The sequence below is a fragment of the Shewanella halotolerans genome, from assembly GCF_019457535.1.
In the GTDB taxonomy this organism is placed as follows: domain Bacteria; phylum Pseudomonadota; class Gammaproteobacteria; order Enterobacterales; family Shewanellaceae; genus Shewanella; species Shewanella halotolerans.
Genome location: NZ_CP080417.1, coordinates 2434952 through 2460858, shown reverse-complemented (window position 1 = coordinate 2460858; position 25907 = coordinate 2434952). Strand labels below are relative to the sequence as shown.

At 53.5% G+C, this 25907-nt stretch carries 22 protein-coding genes; 5 read left to right on the top strand and 17 right to left on the bottom strand.

From position 1 onward, the window contains the following. Positions 1–39 precede the first annotated feature (39 nt). From K0H81_RS10495 to K0H81_RS10485, 3 genes are all read left to right on the top strand, one after another. Positions 40–1125, top strand: coding sequence for an efflux RND transporter periplasmic adaptor subunit (locus K0H81_RS10495; RefSeq protein ID WP_144199126.1), 1086 nt, complete (start codon positions 40–42; stop codon positions 1123–1125). Beyond that, a complete protein-coding gene (locus tag K0H81_RS10490; protein WP_220058289.1) occupies positions 1122–4250 on the top strand; it encodes an efflux RND transporter permease subunit in 3129 nt (1042 codons plus the stop codon). The genes K0H81_RS10495 and K0H81_RS10490 overlap by 4 nt, the downstream gene beginning before the upstream one ends. Positions 4251–4498: 248 nt before the next feature. Then, on the top strand, positions 4499–4816 hold the full coding sequence (locus K0H81_RS10485) for a hypothetical protein (RefSeq protein ID WP_144199130.1): 318 nt from the start codon (positions 4499–4501) through the stop codon (positions 4814–4816). A gap of 326 nt (positions 4817–5142) precedes the next feature. Here K0H81_RS10485 and K0H81_RS10480 read toward each other — a convergent pair whose 3' ends face one another. The 14 genes from K0H81_RS10480 to K0H81_RS10415 all read right to left on the bottom strand — a co-directional run bounded on the left by K0H81_RS10480 (position 5143) and on the right by K0H81_RS10415 (position 17830). Further along, positions 5143–5442 carry a DUF2897 family protein gene (locus K0H81_RS10480; protein ID WP_220058288.1) on the bottom strand — a complete coding sequence of 100 codons (300 nt, stop codon included), beginning with the start codon at positions 5440–5442 and terminating at the stop codon, positions 5143–5145. Positions 5443–5472: 30 nt separating this feature from the next. Beyond that, entirely contained in the window at positions 5473–6210 is a 738-nt protein-coding gene (gene kdsB / locus K0H81_RS10475) for an 8-amino-3,8-dideoxy-manno-octulosonate cytidylyltransferase KdsB (RefSeq protein WP_220058287.1), read from the bottom strand. An 84-nt stretch (positions 6211–6294) separates the two neighbouring features. Further along, positions 6295–7365: a 3-deoxy-alpha-D-manno-octulosonate 8-oxidase KdnB gene (gene kdnB, locus K0H81_RS10470; RefSeq protein ID WP_011865655.1), complete on the bottom strand. Its 1071-nt coding sequence runs from the start codon at positions 7363–7365 to the stop codon at positions 6295–6297. An 89-nt stretch (positions 7366–7454) separates the two neighbouring features. Next, entirely contained in the window at positions 7455–8642 is a 1188-nt protein-coding gene (gene kdnA / locus K0H81_RS10465) for an 8-amino-3,8-dideoxy-alpha-D-manno-octulosonate transaminase KdnA (RefSeq protein WP_220058286.1), read from the bottom strand. Between the two features lie 254 nt (positions 8643–8896). Further along, positions 8897–9508, bottom strand: coding sequence for a carbonate dehydratase (gene can / locus K0H81_RS10460; protein ID WP_011865657.1), 612 nt, complete (start codon positions 9506–9508; stop codon positions 8897–8899). Between the two features lie 139 nt (positions 9509–9647). Continuing rightward, on the bottom strand, positions 9648–10481 hold the full coding sequence (locus K0H81_RS10455; RefSeq protein WP_220058285.1) for an alpha/beta fold hydrolase: 834 nt from the start codon (positions 10479–10481) through the stop codon (positions 9648–9650). A gap of 6 nt (positions 10482–10487) precedes the next feature. Beyond that, positions 10488–11252, bottom strand: coding sequence for a M15 family metallopeptidase (locus K0H81_RS10450; protein WP_220058284.1), 765 nt, complete (start codon positions 11250–11252; stop codon positions 10488–10490). Then, entirely contained in the window at positions 11246–12376 is a 1131-nt protein-coding gene (gene dapE / locus K0H81_RS10445; protein ID WP_220058283.1) for a succinyl-diaminopimelate desuccinylase, read from the bottom strand. The genes K0H81_RS10450 and dapE overlap by 7 nt, the downstream gene beginning before the upstream one ends. Then, positions 12373–12717 carry an ArsC family reductase gene (locus tag K0H81_RS10440; RefSeq protein ID WP_220058282.1) on the bottom strand — a complete coding sequence of 115 codons (345 nt, stop codon included), beginning with the start codon at positions 12715–12717 and terminating at the stop codon, positions 12373–12375. The genes dapE and K0H81_RS10440 overlap by 4 nt, the downstream gene beginning before the upstream one ends. Before the next feature lie 284 nt (positions 12718–13001). Then, positions 13002–13511, bottom strand: coding sequence for a PTS glucose transporter subunit IIA (gene crr, locus K0H81_RS10435; RefSeq protein WP_011865662.1), 510 nt, complete (start codon positions 13509–13511; stop codon positions 13002–13004). A 66-nt stretch (positions 13512–13577) separates the two neighbouring features. Continuing rightward, complete coding sequence (gene ptsP, locus K0H81_RS10430) at positions 13578–15284, bottom strand: phosphoenolpyruvate--protein phosphotransferase (protein WP_220058281.1); 1707 nt, start codon at positions 15282–15284, stop codon at positions 13578–13580. Between the two features lie 11 nt (positions 15285–15295). Further along, the gene (locus K0H81_RS10425; RefSeq protein WP_011865664.1) at positions 15296–15553 is read right to left on the bottom strand and encodes an HPr family phosphocarrier protein; all 258 of its coding nucleotides are present in this window, start codon (positions 15551–15553) and stop codon (positions 15296–15298) included. 31 nt (positions 15554–15584) lie between these two features. After that, positions 15585–15977, bottom strand: a complete 393-nt coding sequence (locus K0H81_RS10420; protein ID WP_011865665.1) for an ACT domain-containing protein — start codon at positions 15975–15977, stop codon at positions 15585–15587. Between the two features lie 215 nt (positions 15978–16192). After that, positions 16193–17830 (bottom strand): methyl-accepting chemotaxis protein, encoded by a 1638-nt coding sequence (locus K0H81_RS10415; RefSeq protein WP_220058280.1) that lies wholly within the window; start codon positions 17828–17830, stop codon positions 16193–16195. 392 nt (positions 17831–18222) lie between these two features. On the opposite strand from K0H81_RS10415, the gene K0H81_RS10410 reads away from it, so the two are divergent. Then, on the top strand, positions 18223–18915 hold the full coding sequence (locus tag K0H81_RS10410) for a DUF3334 family protein (protein ID WP_011865667.1): 693 nt from the start codon (positions 18223–18225) through the stop codon (positions 18913–18915). Positions 18916–18979: 64 nt separating this feature from the next. Further along, positions 18980–20008, top strand: coding sequence for a LacI family DNA-binding transcriptional regulator (locus K0H81_RS10405; RefSeq protein WP_011865668.1), 1029 nt, complete (start codon positions 18980–18982; stop codon positions 20006–20008). Here the strand turns inward: K0H81_RS10405 and K0H81_RS10400 are convergent. The 3 genes from K0H81_RS10400 to K0H81_RS10390 form a co-directional block, all read right to left on the bottom strand. After that, positions 20005–20619 (bottom strand): 3'-5' exonuclease, encoded by a 615-nt coding sequence (locus K0H81_RS10400; protein WP_220058279.1) that lies wholly within the window; start codon positions 20617–20619, stop codon positions 20005–20007. The genes K0H81_RS10405 and K0H81_RS10400 overlap by 4 nt on opposite strands. Positions 20620–20714: 95 nt before the next feature. Further along, entirely contained in the window at positions 20715–22799 is a 2085-nt protein-coding gene (gene fusA / locus K0H81_RS10395) for an elongation factor G (protein WP_144199155.1), read from the bottom strand. A gap of 530 nt (positions 22800–23329) precedes the next feature. Continuing rightward, positions 23330–25831: a glycoside hydrolase family 15 protein gene (locus K0H81_RS10390; RefSeq protein WP_220058278.1), complete on the bottom strand. Its 2502-nt coding sequence runs from the start codon at positions 25829–25831 to the stop codon at positions 23330–23332. Between the last annotated feature and the right edge of the window lie 76 nt (positions 25832–25907).

Here is a 25907-nt window from a genome sequence, read left to right as displayed (position 1 = left end):
AACTACCGATAACATAACGCGCATTCTTTCGGAAGATTGATGAAAAAAACGATAATAATCTCAATGCTTTTAGCGGCGGGCGCCGCCACCTACTATTTCACTCAGCAAACCGAAACGCCTAAGGGGCCCCGCGGGCGGCCTACGCCTAACGTGGTAGTGGCAAAGGCCGAAATGCAGCCGATTCGTGACGAGGTCGAGGCCCTGGGAACCGGCAAGGCCAACGAATCTATCACTGTGACCCCAAAGGTCACCGACATGGTGACCGAGATTAATTTCAACGACGGTCAGATGGTCGACAAGGGCCAGCTTCTGGTGCGTTTGCAAGACAGAGAGCAGATCGCTCGCGTGACTGTGGCCCGGGTGAAGATGAAAGATCATGAGCGTGAACTGGCGCGTATCAGCTCACTGGTCACCAGTCAGACGGTGGCGGCACTGGAGCGCGACAGGCTGCAGACCCTTATCGATACCGCCAAGGCCGAGCTGGAGCAGGCAGAATCTTCCCTCAAGGACAGACGTATTCTGGCGCCATTTTCAGGACGCCTGGGCCTGCGTCAGGTGAGTCAGGGCAGCCTGGTAACCCCAGGTACTGTGATCACCACCTTAGATGATATCTCCACCATCAAATTGGATTTCTCTGTGCCTGAGCGCTTCCTACAGTCTCTGGCGATAGGTAAGTCGGTCGAGGCCAGCGCCGTGGCCTTCGAAGGCGAGCTCTTCACAGGTAAGGTGGTCTCTGTCGATAGCCGCATTAACCCAACAACCCGCGCGGTGACGGTGCGGGCCGAGATCCCCAACAAGGGAATGCGTCTGCTACCTGGCATGTTGATGAAGGTGAAGCTTATCAAGCAGAGCCGCGAAGCACTCATCATCCCTGAGGCGGCGATTATCCCAATTCAGAAAGATCACTTCGTCTATCTGGTGAATGATGAAAACGTGGTCGAGCGTCGTCAGGTGCAACTTGGTCTGCGTAAACGCGGCTGGGTGGAGATAGTGGGCGGTGTCGATGTCGGCGAGCAGGTGATGGTGCGCGGCATTCTCAAGGTGCGCCCTGGGGATACCGTCAAGGTGCAGTACAGCGAACATTTCAGTTTCAACCAACAAGCTAAGGTGGAGCCGCTAGCATGATCTTGACGGATTTGTCGGTAAAACGACCGGTTTTTGCGTCCGTCATCAGCATGTTATTAATCGCCTTCGGTCTGGTCTCTTTCGAAAAACTCCCCCTGAGGGAGTATCCTAATATCGATCCGCCGATCGTCTCGGTGCAAACCAACTATCGCGGTGCCAGTGCCGCCGTGGTGGAGAGTCGCATCACCCAGCTGGTGGAAGACAGGATCAGCGGCGTCGAAGGGATCCGCAACATCAACTCCTCCAGCAGCGATGGTCGCTCTTCCGTGACCCTGGAATTCGACGTCGGTCGTGATATCGAGGCGGCGGCCAACGATGTCCGCGATCGCATCTCGGGTCTACTCAACAACCTGCCGGAAGAGGCCGATCCCCCAGAGGTGCAAAAGGCCAATGGCGGCGATGAGGTGATCATGTGGCTTAACCTGGTCTCGGATCAGATGAACACCTTGCAGCTCACCGACTATGCCCGCCGTTACCTGGTAGATCGCTTCTCGGTGATCGATGGTGTGGCAAATATTCGTATCGGTGGCGGTAAGGTGTACGCCATGCGGGTGTGGATCGACAGACAGGCCCTGGCGGCCCGTAACCTGACGGTATCGGATATCGAATCTGTGCTGCGCTCGGAGAACGTCGAGCTGCCGGCTGGTTCGGTGGAGTCTCAGGACAGACACTTTACAGTACGTTTGGAGCGTACCTTCAAGACGGCGGAAGATTTTAATAATTTGGTACTGGCCGAAGGGGAAGATGGTTACCTCATCAAGCTAGGTGACGTGGCCAGGGTAGAGATTGGCTCGGAAGAGGAGCGTATTACCTTCCGTGGTAACCGCGAGGCCATGATAGGCCTTGGGATCTCCAAGCAATCGACCTCCAACACCCTGGAAGTGGCCCGCGCCGCCAACGCCCTGGTGGATAAGATCAATCCGACACTGCCTGCCGGCATGGAGATCAAACGCTCCTACGACAGCTCAGTGTTTATCGAAGCCTCTATCAAGGAGGTGTATCAGACGCTGTTTATCGCCATGTTCCTGGTGATTGTGGTGATTTATCTCTTCCTGGGCAGCGTGCGCGCCATGTTGATCCCGGCGCTGACGGTACCAGTCTCCCTGATGGCGACCTTTATCGTGCTCTACGCCCTGGGTTACACCATTAACCTGCTGACCCTGCTGGCGATGATTCTGGCTATCGGTATGGTGGTGGATGATGCCATCGTGGTGCTGGAAAACATCCACAGACGCATCGAGGAGGGTGATTCGCCGCTCAAGGCGGCCTTCCTGGGCTCTCGTGAGGTGGCCTTTGCCGTGGTGGCGACCACCCTGGTGTTGGTGGCTGTGTTTATGCCGATCACCTTCCTTGAAGGAGATCTGGGTAAACTCTTTAAGGAGTTTGCGGTGGCCATGAGCGCCGCGGTGATCTTCTCGAGCTTGGTGGCCCTGACTCTTAGCCCTATGATGTGCTCTAAGCTGCTAAAGCCTGCCGGGCAAGATCCTTGGCTGGTGCGCAAGATAGATGCGGGCATGAACTGGCTGTCGGCCGGTTACCGTGCGACGCTCAAGCGCGCCATGGTCCACCCCTTTATCGTCAGCTCGCTGGTGGTTATCGCCTTAGGGCTTAGCGGCTATCTGATGACTAAGGTGCCGCAGGAGTTTGCACCGCGGGAGGACAGGGGGTCGATGTTCCTGATCGTCAACGGTCCTCAGGGGGCAAGCTTCGAGTATATCAGTCCCTACATGGATGAAATTGAAAATCGCCTGATGCCGCTGGTGGATAGCGGTGAAATTAAGCGTCTGCTTATTCGTGCGCCGCGCGGCTTTGGTCGCAGCGCCAACTTCTCTAACGGCATGGCGATCATAGTACTGGAAGACTGGGCGGACCGTCGCAGTGCCTTTGAGATCATAGGTGACATTCGTGCCCGTCTGTCGGATCTCGCCGGTGTGCGCGCCTTCCCCGTAATGCGTCAGGCCTTCGGCCGCGGCGTGGGTAAGCCGGTGCAGTTTGTGCTGGGAGGCCCAAGTTACGAAGAGCTCGCTAAGTGGCGCGACATCTTGTTGGAGAAGGCCAAGGAGAATCCTAACCTGGTCGGGCTGGATCATGACTATCAGGAGACTAAGCCTCAACTTAGGGTGGTGATCGACAAAGACAGGGCGGCGGACCTTGGGGTCTCTATCTCGCACATAGGTCGCACGCTGGAGTCTATGCTGGGCTCGCGTCTGGTGACCACCTTCATGCGCGACGGCGAAGAGTATGACGTGATCATCGAGGGTAACCGTGATAATCAGAATACCGCCAGCGATCTGAGCAACATCTATGTGCGCTCGGACCGCAGTCGTGAGCTGATCCCGCTGGCGAACCTGGTCTCGGTCGAGGAGTTTGCCGACGCCAGTCAGCTAAACCGCTACAACCGTATGCGCGCCATTACCATAGAGGCCAACCTGGCCGATGGTTATAGCCTGGGTGAGGCGCTGGAATACCTCAACAACCTGGCTTACACCTATCTGCCGGCCGAGGCGGTGATCAGCTACAAGGGTCAGTCTCTGGACTATCAGGAGTCTGGCAGCTCGATGTATTTCGTCTTCCTGCTGGCCCTGGGTATCGTCTTCTTGGTACTTGCGGCTCAGTTCGAAAGCTATGTTCACCCTATGGTGATCATGCTGACCGTACCTCTGGCCACCTTGGGGGCCCTAATCGGCCTCTGGCTGACGGGCCAGAGCCTGAACATCTATAGCCAGATAGGTATCATCATGCTGGTGGGGCTGGCGGCCAAGAATGGTATCTTGATCGTCGAATTTGCCAACCAGCTGCGGGATAAAGGGATCGCATTCGAAACAGCGATTATCCAGGCGGCAAGCCAGCGTCTTCGTCCTATCCTGATGACAGGGATCACCACCGCGGCCGGGGCTATTCCGCTGGTATTGGCCCAGGGCGCTGGCGCAGAGACCCGCTTCGTGATCGGCGTGGTGGTCCTCTCGGGCATCATACTGGCGACCTTCTTCACCCTGCTGGTGATCCCTGTGGCCTATGGCCTGATCGCCAGAAATACCGGTTCGCCGGAGGAGATCAGTCAGCGACTGGAGGCCGAACTTGCACAAGATCAGCATCATGAGTCAGGCTTAAGAAATGCCGACTAGATAAGTTAAAAGGCCAATCACGAGATTGGCCTTTTTTGTATCAGTAAGACACTTATCTGTTTTTTAGATGAAGAGGTGGCAGAGGTTTTGGACCTGTATTGTTAGCTTGACAGGTTCTTAAAAACTAAAGCAAAAAACTTAATTCAAAATACCTAAATAATAGGATTTGACCACTAACGTCTCATTAACAAGTGACGGCGAATATAGTAGAGTGAAATCAGAACTTGGTTGCAACAGGGAGAATGCAGATGACATTATCAATCGAGACTAAGCAGCATCAACCCAAGTCGGCGCCTGCAACACTGCAGAAAAACGCCATTCGAGTCGATGGACGCCTCAGCATGAGTCGAGAAGCGCTCGACTTCAAATCTTTTAGCTCAGATTGCCTCTATGGCCCATACCACCTGCCACTCAAAGAGATCGTCAAGGTCGAGACCTGTTGGGGCAAGGGCGCTGGGATCTTACCTATCACGCCAGATGGGATCCAGGTGAGCCTCAGCAATGGGGATCGCTATCAGTTTATCGTCGCCGATCCCGAGGCCTGGGTGAAGAGTCTCTCTTCATAGCTAGGTGTAATAGCTATTTATTGGTCGCCAGCTCGTTTAAAGGTCTGACTTTAAAGTTTGATTTTCAAGGTCAAATTTTAAGGCCATATTTTTAAGGCCTGATTTTTACGTTAAGTGCATAAGGCGATAGCGACTAATACGTGACACTAATTATTGGAACTTGCACATTTCATTAGTGCCAACGAAAAGGTGAGGCCTGTTTGGGCTGGCCTTTTTTGTCTTACCACTTGCTTGATGTTTTCACCGTATTTCTAGCCGTTTCTGATTGCCAATAAAAAAGGCTTACCTGGGTAAGCCTTTTTTATGTTGAAGCGAAATTGTCGAGTCTAGCGACTATCTTTATCTGCGCTATCTTTGCCTGTGTTGGCTTTGTCTGCGCTAGCCTTGTCTACACTATTCTTGCCTTCGCTATCTATGCTTGAGCCATCTTTGCCATTTTCATTGAGGCCACTTTTACCACTTTTACCACTATGGCCACTATCGCCTTGGGTTTTTACCTTAGGCTTATCTTGGGGCTTGCCAAATTGCGTCATCTTAAACTTGTTGCTGTATTTGAGCACCGCCAGGTTACTGGCGATCACCCCAAGCACTAAGATGATGATGAGCCAGACTTCGAGACTCGACATGGCTATTTCCCTCTCCTGATTCAGTAACGGCTAGTCTACCGCCAGACGGGCTTCGCAGATGCGAATATCTTCCGGGGTATCGACCTCGGGTGAGTCGAAGGCGCTGATGGCAACCTTGATCCTGTGGCCATGTTCCAGTGCGCGCAGCTGCTCAAGTTTTTCGAGATCTTCTAAACGGCCAAGTGGCAGCTTATTGAAGGTTCTGACAAATTCGCGGGTGTAGGCATACACGCCTAGGTGTTTGTAAACCGGATAGTCGTCTGTGTCACGGCCGAAGGGGATACGGGCGCGAGAGAAATAGAGGGCGTTATATTGATTGTCGAACACCATCTTGACGTGCTTGGGATCGTCAAGCTCATGCTCTTCGGTGATCTCATAGCCTAGGGTCGCCATGCCGAACTCCCCAGGGTGACGCTCAAACAGTGTGATGATCTGCTCGATGGAGATAGGATCGATCAGCGGCTGATCGCCCTGCAGGTTGATCACCAGATCATCGTCCGCCAAGCCAAGCTGGGTGATGGCATCCTCGATTCTGTCGGTGCCGGAGGCAGCATTGGCATCAGTCATGACTACCTTACCGCCAAAGGCTTCAACGGCCTCCTTGATGCGCAGATCGTCGGTGGCCACATAGATGGCAGTTAGGCCTTTTGCCAGTGCCGCACGCTCGTAAACGTGCTGGATCATCGGCTTACCGTTAATCGGCGCCAATGGCTTACCCGGAAAACGGCTTGAGCCATAGCGTGCTGGGATTAACAGAGTCACATTCATTTGGATATACCTATCAGTTACAGTGTGCGGCAGTGCATAAGAGAAGGGGCTCACTAGGAGCCCCTTACACCTTGAGCTTACAGGTTAGATTCGACGGAACAGTTTAGTCAACATCTCGTCTGTAACTTTCTCTTCCCAACCTTCGCCATAGACGTTGGCCCATAGTGGTCCCATGCTCTTGGTGACGGCAACCATCTTAGCGATGGTTTCATCTGGCAGATCTTTACAGATGTTCTTAGGCAGTGTGATGTTGTGCTTGTCCATCATCTGACGGAACTCGGCCACACCCTCTGGGTAGAACTCTTCCAGCACGTCGAACGCCAGACAGTTGCCGATACCATGGTGGTAACCCAGTACATAGCCAAGGCCGTATGAAACGGCGTGACAGGCACCAACCTGGCTGTAGGCGATGCTCATGCCACCCATGTAAGAGGCCATCATCAGTTTGTCATCCTTCTCTGGGTGATCGTCCAGGAAGACTTCACGGCAAAGATCCATCGACTTCTCGGCGAAGGCCTTGGCAAATTCGTTCAAGAAGGTGCCTTGTAGCGACTCGACACAGTGGATGTAGCAATCCATACCTGTGTAGAACCACTGATCTGTCGGCACGCCGTCGATCAGCTCAGAGTCCATGATGATCTGGTCGAATACTGTGTAGTCAGAGTTCAGACCTAGCTTACGAACAGGGCCACATAGTACCGCGGTGCGAGAGGCCTCGGCGCCGGTACCAGAAACCGTTGGGATACCGATATGGTGCACCGCAGGGTTCTTGATCAGATCCCAACCCTGATACATGGCGCTGCCACCTGGGTTAGTCAGCATGAGTGATACTGCCTTGGCCAGATCCATGGTGGAACCGCCGCCAAGACCGATAACGCTGACAGGTAGCTTGCTGTTGAAGGCTTGTACCTGCTCGGTGAGGTTGTCTACCTGCTCTGTGGTTGGCTCGTCGTCAACATTCACGTAGATCACAAGATCCTGTGGCTTAGCGGGTACGCGCTGGGCGAGGGGCTTGTCCTGATGCACATCATCAATCAGGAAGACCACGAAATCGTCGCCTTGCTTACGCTCTTCCTCGAGCACTGTATCCAGTTGCGCGAAAGAACCACGACCAAAGATCATTTTCGGTACGCATTTGAAATTTTTAAAACTCATTACAGCATTCTCCATTGAGACATCTAGTGTAAAAAGTAACGTCGCAGGGCCAAATTGGCCGCTGCGACAGGGAATTTGAGAGACGCTAATTAAGCGGCGAAGGCACGCTTGATGTTCTCGATGCGCTGGGCGATCTCTTCTTCAGTCCAAGAGAGCTTGATCAGCATCGAAATGGTGCGGCTCATGATGGCATCAGACTTAGGCACAGACACCTGAGTATAGTCAGGTTTGTCGGCGATTAATGTGATCGGCAGAGCGGCTGGTGATTTAAGCTCTTGAATGTGTTTCCAGTTTGACAGATAGTGCCAGTTGTTCACATACCAGTAGAAGCAGCCGTCAACGCCATTTTCGGCCAGTTTCTTGCTGATCTCTTGGGTGCGGGCCTCGGTAGGCAGCATGAAGCTTAGGAAACCGGCAGAGTCACCTTCAGGATCCGGGATCTTGCGAAAGCTCACCTCTGGCAGTTCGGCCATGGCCTCTTTCAGCAGCTTCTTGTTCTTGCGCTGGATATCGATGATGGTATCTAGCTTACGCAGCTGCGCCAGGCCAAGCGCCGAGTTCATCTCAGAGATGCGGAAGTTCAGACCCATGATAGGGTGACTCTCTGCGCCGCGATCGTTACCAACATGGTCATGGCCATGGTCAGAGAACATATGGGCGTGGTTATAGATGGTCTCATCATTAGTGATCACCGCGCCGCCTTCACCACAGGTGATGGTCTTAACAGAATCGAAAGAGTAGCAGCCTACATGGCCGATAGTGCCCAGTGCCTGACCCTTGTAGCTACCGCCGATCGCCTGACAGGCATCTTCCAGCAGCACCAGGTTGTGCTTCTCACAGATAGCCTTGATCTCATCCATCTTCGCCATAGAGCCACACATGTGAACCAGGTTTACTGCCTTGGTGCGTGGGGTAATAGCGGCTTCAATGCCTTCTGGTGACAGACACAGGGTCTCGTCGATCTCGGCAAATACGGGGACGGCGCCGGCCATGAATACGGCTTCGACAGAGGCCACGAAGGTAAATGGAGGAACGATCACTTCATCGCCTGCGCCGATACCTGCGGCGGCCAGTGCCGTCTGCAGGGCAGCGGTACCGCTCGAAAGCAGATGGGCGTGTTTGACATTCATCTTCTCGCAGAGCAGTTGCTCCATCTCACGCGTCTTCCAGCGGTCATTACGCATGTGATCAAAGTTGTAACGGAAGGTAAAACCGTTTTCCATTACGTCAGCAACTTCCTGCTTCTCTTCAGGACCAAATAATTCAAAACCAGGCATGGAATAGTTCCTTAGCATTCGCTGCGCCCGCGGCGCGAAAAATAAATCAAAGCGAATTATAAACGCGATGGGTGTAAAACTGCGATGTTTATTAAGGAATATTTACTGAAATAAGCGGCTTTTTTTGGCTTTTAGTCGAGGGGGCTTAGCGATAGCGCATGATTTGACCATCATGCGCTGGGATTGCCAGTTCTGAATGGGGGGCAGACCTGTACGAAAGAGCAAGATGGCCCTTATCTGATGGAGAATTTAGCCTAGCGGCGGGCGAAGGTTTCGTTGTCTACCGTGACGTCGAGATCCGACAGCAGGCCGTTTTCGACGCTGTATATCCAGCCATGCACCGCCACCTTCTGACCGCGCTCCCAGGCGTCTTGCACTATGGTAGTGCTGGCGACATTGCCAACCTGCTCGATGACGTTGAGCTCACACAGGCGATCGAAGCGGGTCTTCTCATCAAGCTCCGCCAGCTCCTTGGCATGCAGGCGATGGATATCGCGGATATGACCCAGCCAGTTGTCTATGAGTCCCAATCTGTCATTGCCCATGGAGGCCTTGATGCCGCCGCAGCCATAGTGGCCGACCACCATGATATGTTTGACCTGGAGCACCTCGACGGCATATTGCAGCACCGAGAGGCAGTTGAGATCCGTATGGATCACCATGTTGGCGATGTTTCTGTGAACGAACACCTCGCCCGGCATGAGGTCGATGATCTGGTTCGACGGTACCCGACTGTCCGAGCAGCCAATCCACAGATATTCGGGATTTTGCTGTTGGGCCAGTTGTTCAAAGAACTTAGGATTCTCTTCCAGGATGCGGTTGGCCCAGCGGCGGTTGTTGTCGAACAAAGGTTTAAGTAGTTTCATTTAGTTAAAATCATGTCTATGAAGAAGATTTTGCAGGGCAGCATTCTAACATCAAATACTTACCCTGCTGGTCTACTCAGTCTAGATGCTATCCCTAAACTAGGGCTAATCCGGATAGCCGTCGACCTGAATGTTCGCCTTATCCTAAGTGCTTTCCGAAAAAGTCACTCAGGTGCTGATTGATCCACTCACTCTGTTCCAGTGTCGAGATATGTCCCGCCTCCGGGATATGCAAAAATTCGCTGCCGTCGATGGCATCGTGCATCAGATAGGCTTCCAGCACGGGTCTGGGCTTATCCTGGGTGCCCGTCATGATAAGGGTCGGCAGGGTCAGCTGTTCGATATCTTCCATGATGTCGCGGCGACCGAAGATGATGCGGCCAAGGCGTGATATGCTCTCCAGCCGTTCGGGCGGCAGGCTCGCGAGGGACGCCTTGAAGGAAGCGATAAGCTCGGGCTGTGTCTGCTCGACATTATCACTAAAGAATAGCGGCGCTATCTGCTCGATCAGCGGCGCAGCTAATTGGCCTGCGGCGGTCATGGCATCGAGCATGGCGTAATACTTGGCGCGGCTGACTTCAGGTTCGAAGCCGAGGAAACATCCCATCATCACCAGGGTCTTTACCCGGCGCGGCGCCATCAGGGTCAACTCGGCGCCCCACATGCCGCCAACTGACAAGCCAAGAATGGAAAACTCATCGATCTCCAGGCTGTCCATTAGCGCCAGGTAATGCTCGGCCAGATGTTTGAGTGAGCGGCAATCGTTTGGAAGCAGATCTGAATGACCATGCGCCCAGAGATCGGGCACGATACAGCGGTAGTGCTGGCTCAGGTGGGCGATCTGCGGCGCCCACATGGCGCTATCCCAAAGGTAGCTGTGGCCCAGCAGGAGTACCGGACCCTGTCCGATATCCAGATAGCTTATCTGCTGGCCGTTTAGATTGAAACTGTGACGAAAACTGTCGAGGTTCATGTGAAATCACTTCTTGATAATGGGGTTAACCGGCCCGTTTGGTGAGGGCGCGACGAAATGGACGTAGCTCGAAACCAGCGCCTCCAGACGGGTGAGAATAGGGGCTTTAAGCTCAATATTCGCCTGCTCGAGCCGCGCCTTAAGCTTATCTGTATCGAAGGCAACCAGATACGAATCAGCGAGGGGATAATAGCTCAGGTGCCAGGGCTCTGGGCTAACGCCACTTAGACCTAACTGATAGGGAAAATAGAAGCCGAAATCGGCGGCATTTGCCATTAACCACAGATGCAGCTGATGACAGGGGCCGCCCGGGTGATATTCGCTGTCGATGAGCTGTAACGATTCACGGCTGATGTTTTTAGCATCAAACAGGTCGAGATCTGTGCCCCAGTGATGGCGCGACATGCCGGGCAGGGCCGACCAGAGTAAGATGGCATCCAGCAGCTGATTGTCGTCTAGGCTATGGATATCTATGGGGCGAGAGGCCTTGTCTAGAACAGGCCTTTTGCCACTCGCCTTGGCATTCCAGATCCCTAGCTGGCGATCAAAATCGCGGTAGCTAGAGCAGATGGCTATCTCTATGCCGTCAATGGAGGCGGCTGTCTGCATCTTAATGAACTGAGCGGCGCACTCGGCGGCCAATTTGTGCCCCTGACAATCCATCAGGGGCAAGTTGCCATCGCCGTATAGATCTAGCCCGCTTAGGTTTTGCTTGCTAGCGCTAGCAGGGGCTTTGGCTGTCTTACGGCTATTGGCGTCAGGGGTTAGCAAAGCAGTTTTTCCAGGATACGTTCATACACCTTGGCCAGCTGCTCGATATCCTCGACCTTGACGCACTCGTTCACCTTGTGAATGGTGGCGTTAACCGGGCCAAGCTCGATCACCTGGGCGCCCGTGGGGGCGATGAAGCGCCCATCCGAGGTGCCGCCCGAGGTCTGGGGATCGGTTTCGGTGCCCGTGATCTCATAGATGGCTTCGCGGGTGGCGTCCAGTAGTGGGCCCGCGTCGGTGAGAAACGGCAGGCCGTTGAAGATCCAGCTGATCTCATAGTCCAGTCCATGGGCATCTAAGATGTTGAGCACCCGCTGGATCAAGATCTCGGCAGTCACTTCGGTGGAGTAGCGGAAGTTAAACATCACCTCCAGGCTACCCGGGATCACGTTAGAGGCGCCGGTGCCACCATTGATGTTGGCTATCTGGAAGCTGGTGGGCGGGAAAAACTCATTGCCGTTGTCCCACTTCATGCGCGCCAACTCATCCAGGGCGGGAGCCGCCTTGTGGATGGGGTTGTCGGCCAGATGGGGATAGGCGACATGGCCCTGAACGCCCTTGACCGTCAGGTTACCCGTGAGGCTGCCGCGACGACCGTTCTTGACGATATCCCCCAGCTTATGGGTAGAGGAGGGTTCGCCAACCAGAGACCAGGTGATCTTCTCGTTACGGGCCTCCAGGGTGTCGATCACCCGGGTGGTACCGTTGATGAAGGGGCCTTCCTCGTCGCTGGTGATCAGAAAGGCGATGGAGCCATTGTGATCCGGGTGCTTGTCGACAAAACGCTCGGTGGCGACCACCATGGCGGCCAGTGAGCCTTTCATGTCGGCGGCGCCGCGTCCGTGAAGGTAGCCGTCGATCACCACGGGCTCGAAGGGGGGCGTGTGCCAGCGATTAAGATCGCCCACTGGCACCACATCCGTATGGCCGGCAAAGCAAAACAGCGGGCCTTGATCACCGCGGCGCGCCCACATATTGGTGGTGTCTTCGAACACCATAGGTTCGATATTAAATCCCTTGGCCGCGAGGCGTTTGGCCATCAGTGGCTGACAACCTTCGTCTAGCGGGGTGACCGAGGCTCTGGCAATCAGATCTTGGGCCAGCGTGAGGACATCCTGGCTCATCGGTTGAAGATCTCCTCATATTGGGCCGGCTTGAAACCAACGCTGATTGCTCCCTGATGTTCCAGCACCGGACGCTTGATCAGGGTCGGATAGGTGAGCATGAGGGCAACGGCTTTGGCTTGGTCTATGTCGGTCTTCTCGGCGTCGCTCAGGTTACGGAAACTGGTGCTGCGTTTGTTGAACAGGCTCTCCCAGCCAATCTGTTCGACCCAGGTGTTAAGCTGCGCTTCGGTGAGACCGTCGACGCGAAAGTCGTGAAAGGTGACGGCTTGTTGGTTGGCATCGAGCCATTTGAGGGCTTTCTTAACTGTGTCGCAATTCTTAATACCGTATAGGGTCAAAATCTGATTCTCCGTATGGGGTAACGTCTGACCAGAAACGTTGTGATGTCTTAATCGTGTCAGTCACTTCGGTCAGTTTTGCTGGCAAGTGCAGTGACTTGCAGGTCTTTTTTTGGTTATTGTGGCACCGAGTCGAGTTCGCCTCAAGGGGTAAGCACAGGGCAAGTGTCTGTTTGAAAAAAAATCACCCAGGTCAAGGTGAGAAGCCGCTGCCCGGCGCCAAGACACCGGGGAAAGCGATAGGTATATCAATCAGAGTGAACCGTTAATTGTAAGGATAGGGATTAAAGCTGAACCGAGAAGATCACATCTTTACCGGCTTCGATACTGCCGTGACGCTTGTCCAGTCCCTGAATATCTTCCATGTTCGCCAGCACCACAGGGGTGAGCAGGCTCTCGACATGGGCCTTGAGGTAGTCGAGATCGAATTCGAGTATGGGATCGCCAGCCTTAACCTGTTGACCCTCTTCGGCCAGACGGGTAAAGCCGTTGCCCCTGAGTTCTACCGTGCCGACGCCGAAATGCACAAACAGCTCGAGTCCCTGGGGTGACTCAATACTGAAGGCGTGGTTGGTTTCGAAAATCTTACCTATGGTGCCATCTACTGGCGCCACTATCTGTTTGCCTTTGGGCGCGATGGCGATGCCGTCGCCGACTATCTTCTCGGCAAACACCACATCAGGCACTTTCTCGATAGCCACTATCTCGCCCGACACTGGCGCGTAAACGTCGATGCCGCCCGTGATGGGTGGCTGACCAGAAATTAAACGTCTTATGCGGCTCAAAAATCCCATTAACTTGCCCCTGTGTTAGCACGCGGTAGTGTCGTGATAAATTATGCCTAGCATACTCAAAAATTATCAAGAGTGACAGTGTGTTAATAATTGATTTAACGCATCGATGCGCGAAATTTGCAAGGCCTTGTGCGCAAGTTCGACACAATCTGGATAAGACCAACGACTGAGGGCCTGTTTAACCTCGAGTAGTGAGGCCAGGTTGACGCTAAACTCCTCGAGCCCAAGGCCGATCAGGAGCGCCGTGGCGCTGGGGTTACTGGCCAGCTCGCCACACATGGAGACCCGCACCTTGGCGGCCTTGGCCTGATCTATGATCTGGGAGATCAGGCGGATGATCACCGGCGAGAGCACCGGATATTGGTCGATCAGCAGCGGATTGGCGCGGTCGGCGGCCATAGTATATTGGGTGAGATCGTTGGTGCCTATGCTGACAAAATCCAGCAGCGGGAGCATGGAGGCGAGATTAAACACCGCCGCCGGGGTTTCCACCACTATGCCAAGCTCGAGTTCACCAAAGCCTTTCTCCGCCTCCACAAGCTCCTGTTTGCACTGCTCCAGCAGCGCCAGTACCGCTTCGAGTTCCTCGACCTGATTGACCATAGGAAACATGAGGCGGATAGGACCATGGTTGGCGGCCCTGAGGATCGCCCTGAGCTGGGCGCTAAACAGCTTAGGATGGGCGAGCGTGTACCTGACGCCTCTGAGGCCCAGCGCCGGATTCTCCTCGCTGTCCATGGCGAGGGCGGGCACCTCCTTGTCGGCGCCCAGATCCATGCTGCGAATGGTCAGCGGTTTGCCGTCGAGCAGCTGCAAAGCGTCACAATAGAGCTGATACTGGCGGTTCTCGTCTGGCAGTTCATGGTTGTTCATAAACAGAAATTCGGTGCGAAACAGGCCAACCCCCTCGGCGCCCACATCCGCCAGATGATTGATCTCGCTGATACAACCGACATTCGCCAGCAGGGGAATGGAGCGGCCATCCTTAGTCTGGGTGACTGTGCCTTTTAAGGCCAGTAGCGCCGACTTGCGCTCGTCCGCCTGCTGTTTCTGGGCGTCAAGAGCGCTTATCTGTGTCTCGTCGGGCTCCAGATAGAGCTCGCCATTGATGGCATCCACCGCCAGTGTCATGCCATCTATCACCTCTAGCGTCTGCCAGGGGCAGCTCATCAAGGTGGGAATGCCGGCGCTGCGGGCCAGGATCGCGGTATGGCTGGTGACGCCGCCGGTCTGCAGTACCAGGGCGCTGATGCGCTCCAGTGGCAGGGTGGCGAACTCGGCCGGGGTAATATCTTTGGCTAGGACGATAGCATTTTCCGGCAGGCGGCTGAGATTGTCGCAGTGTCCGGTAAGCAGGGTGCGGATCAGGCGCTGACCCAGACTCAGCACATCTTCGGCGCGCCTTGCGAGATAGGGGGAGTCTGCCTCTTGCATCGCCTGGGCCTGTTTGGCGAAGCTGTGCTCCACCGCCAGGGCCGCAGAAAACTGGCGCTTGCCTATGGTGTCGCTGAGTTCGGCCAGTAACTCCTCATCCTCTAACAGGAGGAGATCGGCTTCGATCAGCTGGTAGTTGTCCGATTCTGGATCTAGCTTGGCGGCGCAGGCCTGGCTTTGTTTGATGAGGGTCTTGAGGGCGCGATTGAGTCTTTGCTGCTCGCGGGCGAGCTGGGAGGGAGGCAAGAGGTGATAGTCGAGTTTGCTTTCATAGGTGCGTAGCACCTTTGCCTGCCCGAAGGCGATGCCCGCCGATACCGCTATGCCTCTCATCGTCATCCTGACTCCTGTTAACTTAAGGTGATGAGCAGTTCGGCAACGGTATCAACCGCCGGCTTTGCCTGCTCGCCATCGGCGCTGACCTTGACCTCAACGCCCTTATAAAGGCCCAGGGTCTGCAGCTTAAACAGGCTCTTGGCGCTGGCCTGCTTGCCCTGGCATTCCACTATGATGTCACAATCATAGGCCTTAGCAGCTTTCACGAGCAGGGCGGCTGGCCGGGTATGAATGCCGTGCTCGGCCATGATGGTGACTGTTTTTTGGTACATAAACTCGCTCTTTGGAAATGACGCGCGGCGCTTAGGCCTGGTAATGAATGATCTGATAGTTGGTCTTCTTCAGCGCCTGTATCGCCTGTTGCAGTTTGTCCTTCTTCACCAGAATATAATCGGTATCGAAGGTAGAGATGGCAAAGATGCTGATCTTGGCTTCTGCCAAGGTGCCTGAGACGCTGGCGAGGATCCCCGTCATGGAGAAACCCAGCGGACCGACTACCTCGAGGCAGCGCCAGTCGCTCTCCTCTTCGAGGCTGTCGAGTTGCAGCTCGGCGGGAACCACCACTGAGAGTTCATCTTTGGTCTTGCCGATGAAAAACATGGGCTGACGAAACACCTCGGGCACTAACTCACTGTCTGGGCTGAAGCTGTGAATACTGTATAGCTGAGGATGTACCGCTAACGTCATTCGAGCCATGGTTATGTGATCCCATCGATGCTGAAAAATGTGATGTCGTTAAGCTTATCACAGATTTAACGCCCGCTGTCGAGCTTTGAGCTGGGATTTTTAGTGCCTGTATTCAAGCCGGGACGATAAACTACTTTTCGCCTTTTCGGCAAAACAAAAGGGAGCCATCTGGCTCCCTTCTTTATCTCTAGTCTGGCTTACAGTGTCAAATTAAGAGATTAGTTTTATACCTTGAACTGACCCAAGATCTTGGCGCTGGTCTGGCTGATCTGACGCAGAGACTCGGCCGCCATGCGATTGCTCTCGTTGGCCTTGACCGATACCTCAGACAGCTCAGTGATGCTGCAGATGTTGCGGTTGATCTCCTCGGTCACCAGTGACTGCTCCTCGGTGGCACTGGCCAGTTGGGTGTTCATGTCGCTGATATGGGCGATCAGCTCCAGGATGGTGTTGAGGGATTCACCCACGGCCTGGGCTTGCTGCTGCAGCTCGACCGATTGGGTCTGGGTATCGCTGTTGCTGTGCATCACGTTGGCGACGCCATTTTGAATGTCAGTGATGATCTTCTGGATCTCGTTGGTGGAGTCCTGGGTGCGATTGGCCAGGGCGCGAACCTCATCGGCTACCACGGCGAAGCCGCGACCATGAGCGCCGGCGCGGGCGGCCTCGATGGCGGCGTTTAGCGCCAACAGGTTGGTTTGATCGGCGATACCGCGGATCACATCCAATATGCTGCCAATCTGCTCGGAAGACACCCCAAGGTGCTGGGTGATACCTTCGGCATTCTTCAGCTCCTGAACCAACTTATGGGTATTCTCTACCGTGCCGTCCATCTGCTGCTTACTGTCCTGAGCCTGCTGCTTGACGCTATTGGCCGCATCGGCTGCCTGCTGGGTGCTGCTGGCCATCTCATGGGTGGTGGAGAGCATCTGATTGATGGCGGTGGCGACGCTACTGGTCTCCTGATGCAGGTGATCGACACTGGCGTTAGATTCGGCAACGGCATTAAATAAACGGTCGGCGTCCTGGTTGAGATCGTGTCCCACCGGCTGCAGATCCGCGACCATCTTGTTGATCTTACCGACAAAGCTGTTGAAGGCGATGGCCAGAGCCACCACTTCATCTTTGCCCTGGGTGGGCAGGCGCTTGGTCAGATCGCCTTCACCCTCGGCAATATCTTTCATCGCATCGATCGCCTGATTCAACGGCGAGCTGATGGAGTGATTGAGGATCAGGAAGAAGGCAAAGATAGGCACAGAGATCAGCAACATGATCCCCAGATAGTTGTACATCACGCTGATGGTGGTGTCGTTGACATCGCTCATGTAAGAGGTAGTCACCAGTGTCCACTGCCAGGCGGGGAAGGTGCGGGCCTCCATTAGGGCTTCTTCCTGCTCGCCTGTGATGGGGTTTCTCATCTCCATGCCGGCCTTGGCGATGCCCGAGGCCATGGCCTTGTCCAGTAACTTATCTAAAGCCTTGCCGCCCATCTGGCTGGTGAGCTTTGATGCCTTAATGCCGAGCTGGTCAGGCGATGCGCCATTGGCCAGCAGGGTATGATCTGCATCGAACAGCAGGAAATAGCCGCTCTCGCCATATTGGATCTGATTGACCAGATTCGCCGCCTCTCGCTGGGCGTCTTCTGGCGTCAGGATATTTTGCTGGCTCTGGCGGTAGTGAGTGTCGATCACACTCAGGAGCGTGGATAGCTGCGCGTCGTTTTGCAGCCATTTCTGCTTAATCAGGTTGTTGCGCTGCTCGTTGATCGAAAAGCTGGCGAAGACAAAGGTGCCTATGGCGGCAAGCACCAGCATTAAGATGAGGCGCTGTAGAATGGTGAACCTTCTGAGGATCGCAAGCATGTTATGTCCTATCATTAGCCCGGTTAAATGTTGCTAATATACAGGCTAACGAAAGGGTTGAGAATGCGGTGGCAACGAATAGTCAATCGATTGACTGTTTATTGTTAATTAATTGAACTGGCTCACGTTGACTCTGGATCTTTTTGGCATTTTTACGCAACCGAACAATGTGTGTTACATCCTTTGTGAGGCAGTTAACGGCGTTTTTTAAAGGCCTTTGATAGGGAGCGGATGACGGAGAACCGTACAAGATGTCACGATTTTACGAACCGCAGATCTGGTTGTTATTTCGCCGCTGAATGAGAATTAACTAATCCCCTGTTTTGATTTTGATTTTTATCGTAATAGCGCGCAGAATGGAGTATGACTCTTTTTTGACATGTGATGAGACTATGACCTCGCAAGTGATCAGTTCCGACGATATTTTGTTAAAACTCTGCCATTCGGTGTGCCGCGTGCTGACCAGTACCACGGGCAGCCAGGTGAGCCATGCCGCCATGGTGCAGAGCATCACTAAGACCTGCCTCAAGCCAGATCTTGGCTGCTTCTCCATCTTCGACGGTGGATTCTCAGGCCTTGTGGTGATCAACTTTTCGGCCCCGGCGGCGGTGGAGATCTACCAAGCCTATATGAAACAGATGGGGATGCCCGAATCTGAGCTGGCCTTCTCCCATACCTCGGATGAGGTGGGCGATGTGATGGGCGAGTTGATGAACCAGATCCTGGGTGACTTTATCGTCAAGGTAAACAAGGAGCTGCAGACCTCGATTAATCAGAGTCAGCCTAAGATGCTGACCATTAACAAAGAACTGACCATCTCCATCGACACCAACCTGGATGAGGCGGTGGCGCGCCGCGTCGCCTTCAAGACCGCCAGAAACCATATCTTCTATCTGGAATACGCCATGGATAAGACTGAATTTATCAAGCTGGCAGATTTCGAGCATGAGGAAGACGATCCCGATGCCTTGCTGGCCCAGCACGGTCAAGGAAGCCAAGCGGCAGACCCTTCTTGGTCGGCGGCAGTTAATAGTGCCGTTGTGGTCGACGATTCAGATGATCTGATGAAGGAGCTTGGGATATAATCGAGCTTCTTAAGGGGCGGGCGCTTGCTCGCCCTGTTTGTGTATAACAAGGTCGCCCATAATTATGACAACGAAAGCTACCTCTATCGATATCGCTTACCGCGCCGGGGTGTCACAATCCACGGTATCGCGGGCATTGCGAAACAGTCCGCTCGTCAATGAAGAGACGCGCTTGAGAGTACAGGCCATTGCCAAGGAACTTAATTACAAGGTCGACAAGAACGCCAGCAACCTGCGCACCCAAAGCAGTCTGACCCTGGCGCTGTTATTGTGTGAAGATCCCACCAACGACGATTCGCTGATCAATCCATTCTTCCTCTCCATGTTGGGTTCTATCACCCGGGCAACGGCGCAGCAGGGCTATGATCTCCTGGTCTCCTTTCAGCAGCTTAGCAGCGATTGGCACGCCGACTACGAAGACAGCAATAAGGCCGATGGCATTATTCTGCTCGGTTACGGCGACTACATGGATTACGAGGAGAAGCTCAATAAGCTGGCGGCGCAGAATACCCACCTAGTAATTTGGGGACCGGCGCAGCATAAGTCCTCCGTGCTCTCCATTGGTTGCGATAACCGCCAGGGCGGTGTGTTGGCAACAGAGCATCTGCTGGCCAAGGGGCGGCGTAATATCGCCTTCATTGGCGATGCCTCCAGCCATAGCCCTGAATTTCAGGCGCGCTACCTAGGTCATCAACAGGCGCTCAAGGCGGCAGGTGTGCCGCTACAGAAAAACCTGCAGGTGGATGCCATCAGCACGGAAAGCTCAGGCTTCGAGGCGGCCAATCAACTGCTGGCACAGAAACGTTCTTTCGATGCCATCTTCGCCGCCAGCGATCTCATCGCCATCGGCGCCATGCGGGCGCTGAAAGAGCAGGGGCTGAGGGTGCCTGAGGATGTGTCTGTCGTGGGTTATGACGATATTCCTGTGGCGAGCTTCGCCAATCCGCCGCTGACCACCATTAAGCAGAACACTAAGCTCGCCGGCGAGATCTTGGTTGAGAGCCTGCTGAAGCAGATCAAGGGGCAGGAGGTGAGCAATCAGTTGATCCCCACCAGCCTGATTGAGCGCGAGTCTTGTGGCGAAAAGCGTTAGCCTGAATAGGCTCGCATAAACTTCTCTAGCTGATGCTTAGGCTGACGTTGCAGCTTAAGCATCAATTCAAAACTGGGTGCAGGGCATGCCCATCTCTGTGATACCGCATCGCTCAGCGCCAGCCATAAGGCGCCGGTGACCTCGGCGTCGTTCAGCGCGCGGTGAAACACGCCATCGTTGGCGATACCTAAATAATTCACTAAGGTGCCTAGCTGATGGTTAGGCGCCGCTTGAAACAGGCGTCTTGCCAGCAGCAGCGAACAGGCAAAGGGCTGGGATTGCTCCAGGCCGATGCGCGCAAATTCCGCCGCTAAAAACTTCTGATCAAAACTGGCGTTGTGAGCCACCAGATGAGATCCCTGGATGAAGTCGGCAAAGTCAGCCATGACGGTCTCGCAACTTGGTGCATCACTTAGCATCGCATTGGTGATCCCAGTGTAATCGGCGATGAAACCACTGACGGCAAAGCCGGGATTCATCAGTTGCTGAAACCTATCGACCACCACACCTTGCTGTAATTTAACCGCCCCTATCTCGATGGCGCGATCGCCCTGTAAGGGGGAGAGGCCTGTGGTTTCAAAATCCAATACCACTATGGCATCTTGGGACATAAGGGCTCCTGTAAGGGAAAAGACACAAAAGAAAAAACCCTAACAACATACATTGTTAGGGTTTTTAGTAAAGAAACTTCAGTTAAGGAGTAAGATTACTTCTTAGCTTCTCTTTCTTTAACTTCAGCGATAACTTTTTCAGATACGCTGTTAGGACATGGTGAGTAGTGTGAGAACTCCATAGAGAACTGACCACGACCAGAGGTCATTGTACGTAGAGAACCGATGTAACCGAACATTTCTGAAAGCGGTACGTCAGCCTTGATACGAACACCAGTCACACCAGCTTGCTGATCTTTGATCATGCCGCGACGACGGTTAAGGTCACCAATTACGTCACCTACGTTGTCCTCTGGGCTGAATACGTCAACTTTCATGATAGGCTCAAGCAGTTGCGCGCCAGCTTTTGGCATAGATTGACGGAATGCGCCTTTAGCAGCGATTTCGAACGCGATAGCTGATGAGTCAACTGCGTGGAAAGCACCGTCAGTCAGTTCTAGTTCAACGTCTAGTACTGGGAAGCCAGCAACGGTACCAGTCTGCATCATGCTCTCGAAACCTTTCTCAACAGCAGGCCAGTATTCTTTAGGTACGTTACCACCAACAACAGAAGACTTGAATGTGAAGCCAGTGTTTGCTTCGCCTGGACGGATAACGTAGTCGATCTTACCGAACTGACCAGAACCACCAGATTGCTTCTTGTGAGTGTAGCTATCAGCAACTTCTTGAGTGATAGTTTCACGGTATGCCACTTGTGGCTCACCTACAATCAGCTCAACGCCGTAAGTACGCTTCAGGATGTCTACCTTAATGTCTAGGTGAAGTTCACCCATACCCTTAAGGATGGTTTCGCCTGAATCTTCGTCAGTTTCAACGCGGAATGATGGATCTTCTGCGATCATCTTACCGATAGCGATACCCATCTTCTCGCTGCCGCCCTTGTCTTTAGGGGCTACTGCGATAGAGATTACTGGCTCTGGGAACACCATGGCTTCAAGAGTACATGGGTGCTTAACATCACACAGAGTGTGACCAGTCTGAACGTTCTTCATACCCACGATAGCGATGATGTCACCAGCTTGTGCGGTTTCAAGTTCGTTACGCTCGTCAGCCTGCATTTCACACATACGACCGATACGCTCAGTCTTACCTGTTGCAGAGTTAAGGATGGTGTCACCCTTGTTGATACGGCCTGAGTAGATACGTACGAAGGTCAGGGCACCGAAACGGTCATCCATGATCTTGAACGCAAGTGCTTTCAGAGGTGCATCAGCGTCAACGATAGCGTGTTCGCCAGTCTCGTTACCTTCTTCGTCAGTCAGAGGCTGTGGATCAACTTCTTGTGGAGCAGGTAGGTAATCAACTACCGCGTCTAGTAGAAGCTGCATACCTTTGTTCTTGAACGCAGAACCACAGTATGTTGGGAAGAAGTGCATGGTACGAGTACCTTCACGGATACAACGCTTGATGTCTTCCATAGCTGGCTCTTCGCCTTCCATGTAAGCTTCCATCAGATCGTCGTCCATCTCAACGGCAGACTCGATCAGTTGCTCACGGTATTCTTCTACCAGGTCAACCATGTCAGCAGGTACATCTTCGATGCTGTAGTTTTCAGCTTGTCCAGATTCGTCCCAAACCCATGCTTTACGGGTTAGTAGATCGACAACACCCTTGAACTCATCTTCGATACCGATAGGCAGTACCATTACGAGTGGGTTAGCCGCAAGAACGTCTTTAGTTTGCTTAACAACGCGCAAGAAGTCGGCACCCATACGGTCCAACTTGTTTACGAAGATGATACGCGCAACTTCAGATTCGTTTGCATAACGCCAGTTGGTTTCTGATTGTGGCTCAACACCACCAGAACCACAGAATACACCGATACCACCGTCTAGTACTTTTAGAGAACGATAAACTTCAACTGTGAAGTCAACGTGGCCAGGGGTGTCGATGACGTTGAAACGGTGATCGTTCCAGAAGCAACTTACAGCAGCAGACTGAATGGTAATACCACGCTCAGCTTCCTGTTCCATGAAGTCGGTTGTCGATTCACCATCATGAACTTCACCGATCTTATGAATCTTACCGGTTAGCTTTAGGATACGCTCTGTTGTGGTGGTCTTACCCGCATCAACGTGAGCGAAGATACCAATGTTTCTGTACTTTGATAAATCAGTCATTTTTCTACTCTATTGGAGTTACGTTCTAAAATTCGGGGGGAAGTATATCAATACTTTTCAAATTTTTTTATTCATTTTTATCAATTTTGCTGAAATATCATCTTTATCGGGAGAAATTACCCACTCTAGCTTCCTCCATCTAGGGGGCAAACCCATAGCCGGTGCGGATTTCGCTCATAAAAAGAACATGATGTTATAACCCGAAATTTCGTTATATCTTTTTATATGGGGATGTGGTGGGGTATCACAGCAAGGTTACAGCCTTTATGGAAGAGGGGGATTTTAGGGTGAACTCGGGCGAAATAGATTAACGTTGAAAAGCGCCTTTGTAAGCGGCCTCTTTAGGCTTGGATCGGCCAGGTTAAATTATGTTGGGTTAGGGCATAGAAGCGCTCATTTAGGACACCTTAGGCGGATGCCTGTAACTCCTTATCTAGATACATCACGATATGATAAAGAAAAGCCAGTCGCGTGGACTGGCTTTGGAAATAGCTTCTATTTAATTGTTAAGCCTGAGCCTTAATGTTTGCTTAGTTGTTAAGGGCCTTGGCCACATCCTCATAGTGGTCCCACACCTTAGCCTCTGTGATGGAGCGCACCATCTTCACATATTCGGCGTGGGTCCAGGCAAGCGGGGTGGCCGAGTTAGTGCCTTGGCCAAGCTGATAGTTAAAGCGGGTCTTGTCGCCCACACCATCCCAAACCTGCTCGGGTAGCATCAGTCCCTCGTTGGCAAAAGCCTCCATCCCTTTGACATAGGTCTGTACCAGCTGCGTCTTGCTTGCATCATTGAGCGTGCCATCAGCGATCGCCTTGGCCAGCTCGAAGTGGGCGCGCTCGCCGGTGAAGAATGGCCAGACTCTGCCGCGTTGCCCAGGAGTGTTGCTGCCATTCTCGGCATAGTTGGCGCCTGTGGCCGTATCTTCACCATAGCCGTCGTTGCCGTAGCGTCTAAAGCCGGGGAACGTGCTGCCATCTTTGGCGGTAAACTCATACCTGACCCTGAGATTATCTTCGAGCGCCGTGTTATCGATAAGCTTGAGGGTGTCGTTAACGGTCTTGTCGTTGGCGCTCTTCACGCCGTAACGCACCAGCTCCAGGAAGCCGCCGTCTAACACCTCACGCTGATCTAAGCCTGCTCGGCCATTGTTGTCGGCAAGTTTATCTGCACTGTCCGGTGTACCATTGGGCGCAAGGCGCAGATAGTAAGGCGCCTTGGTGCCATCCTCTGCGCTTAGCAGGCCTTGCTGGGTCACTACCAAGGAGTCGAGCTTTTCGGCCATTGATTTGGCACTGGCGAGATATTTCTTGCTTGAGTCTAAATCACCTGCCTCCTTGGCGATATCGCTGGCGGTAATAAGGCCCGTGATGACGGCCGCTGCGGTAGAAGGTGAGTAGCCTTGCTGCTCTTCCCAGCGTTCTTGCTGTGTCTTAAGCGGTGTGATCTGGGTGTGGTTCCAGTCGAGGTTGACCTCGCCGCCGCTTATCAAAAAATCGGCCGCTGGCTTCAACATGGTCTGATACCAGCTGGCGATCTCATTATCGCTCAGTACGCCCGCCTGCCAGAGTTTCCAACCGAGCATGATAGGCATGGCGGTCTGATCCAGCTGCACGCCGACCCATTCTATCTGACCATCCACATGGGTCTTCTGTAGGAACCAGCCGGGCACGCCGCTATAGCCGGGTGTCGTAGCCTTAACCTGAACCTTCTTTAGATACTCGAAGGCCACCTTAGGGGTTTGGGTATCGCCCATGGCCAGAAACGCCATGGCGCATTGATAGAAGTCCCTTGGCCAGACGGCCTTGTAGCCTGTCGAGCCGGTGACGGCCGAGACGCTGTCGCCCCAAGGATTAGAGAGTGAGGCGATAAGGGCGCCTGCATGGGTCTTATCTTCCTGGGCCTTGAGCACCATGGCGCTGGTATAGAGTAGCTTACCTTCATCGGCGGTATTGGCCGTCATGGCATTTAGACTTGAGAGCGACTGCAGATAGTCCTGCCAGCCGATGGCATCACCTTCACCGTTATAGGCGGCAAGCACCTTGTCATAACCATCTTTAAGAGTGTCTTTGGCATTTTGCTCGCTGCTGGCCTTATCTGCGCCGAAGCCAAACACTAAGGTAGTGCTAAGACTTGGACGGTTAGCATCGCCAACTTCCAGAGTAGGCAGCGCTGCCGTCATGGCGACATTACCTAGGCTTTGCTTATCAGCGCTGGTGCTGGCGTAATGCCAGTTCAGCTCGCCGTTGGCCTTAAGATCGGTCAGGCCATCAGACTCGCCGACAAAGCCCACGCTACTTGCTGTAAAGGGAATGTCACCGCGCACGGTCAGCACGCTGGAATCTTTATCGCCCGTGTAGGCGTAGAGGCTGTTGCCATCTTGGCTCACGCTGGCGATATCGTTGGCGCCGCTGTTGTCGATATGGGGATTGACGTAAAGATAGGGGGTGATCCCCGGCTCGAAGGCGGTAAAAAATACCTGCATCACCAGGCTGTCGCTATCGGGATCGGTAAAGAAGTGCTTTTCTATCTGATATTTGCCCTCGATATCTTTGTTTATCACCTTGTAGGCGAGGGACAATGGTCGCCCAGCTTCATCCTTATGCAGGTAATCTATGCTGGTGACGGTATTGTCTTTCTCGGTATCGACGAAGCCATTGCCGCTGATGATGAACTGCGCCTCTTTGAGCTGGGCGTTATGGATAAGCCCATACATGGTCTCGGTGAGGATCCCCTGCGCAAGAGAGAACCATACCCGGCTAACGGGATTGGCCTGGCTGCTCAGGTATTGAGCGGCACCCTGCGCATTGGTCACATAGGGCTCGAACGAGGTGCCAATCCCTGTCTTGCCGGAAAAGGCCCAGGTAGGGGAAGCGCCGGGCGCGCCCGGTGCAACTGTAATTGTCTCAGATACGCTGGCGCTTGGTGCCGGTGCGGCGTCGATATCACTCTTGGCGCCGCCACAGGCGCTAAGCAGGGCGCCTAGGGAGAGGGCGATCAGTGTGCGCGTAAAAGGTACTGGCTTAGACGTCATATTAAGGGTCTCGTTTATTATGTTTCTATTCTGGTTAAGTCAGTTAAGTCGTTTAAGTCTGTATGTTTGTGAAAGG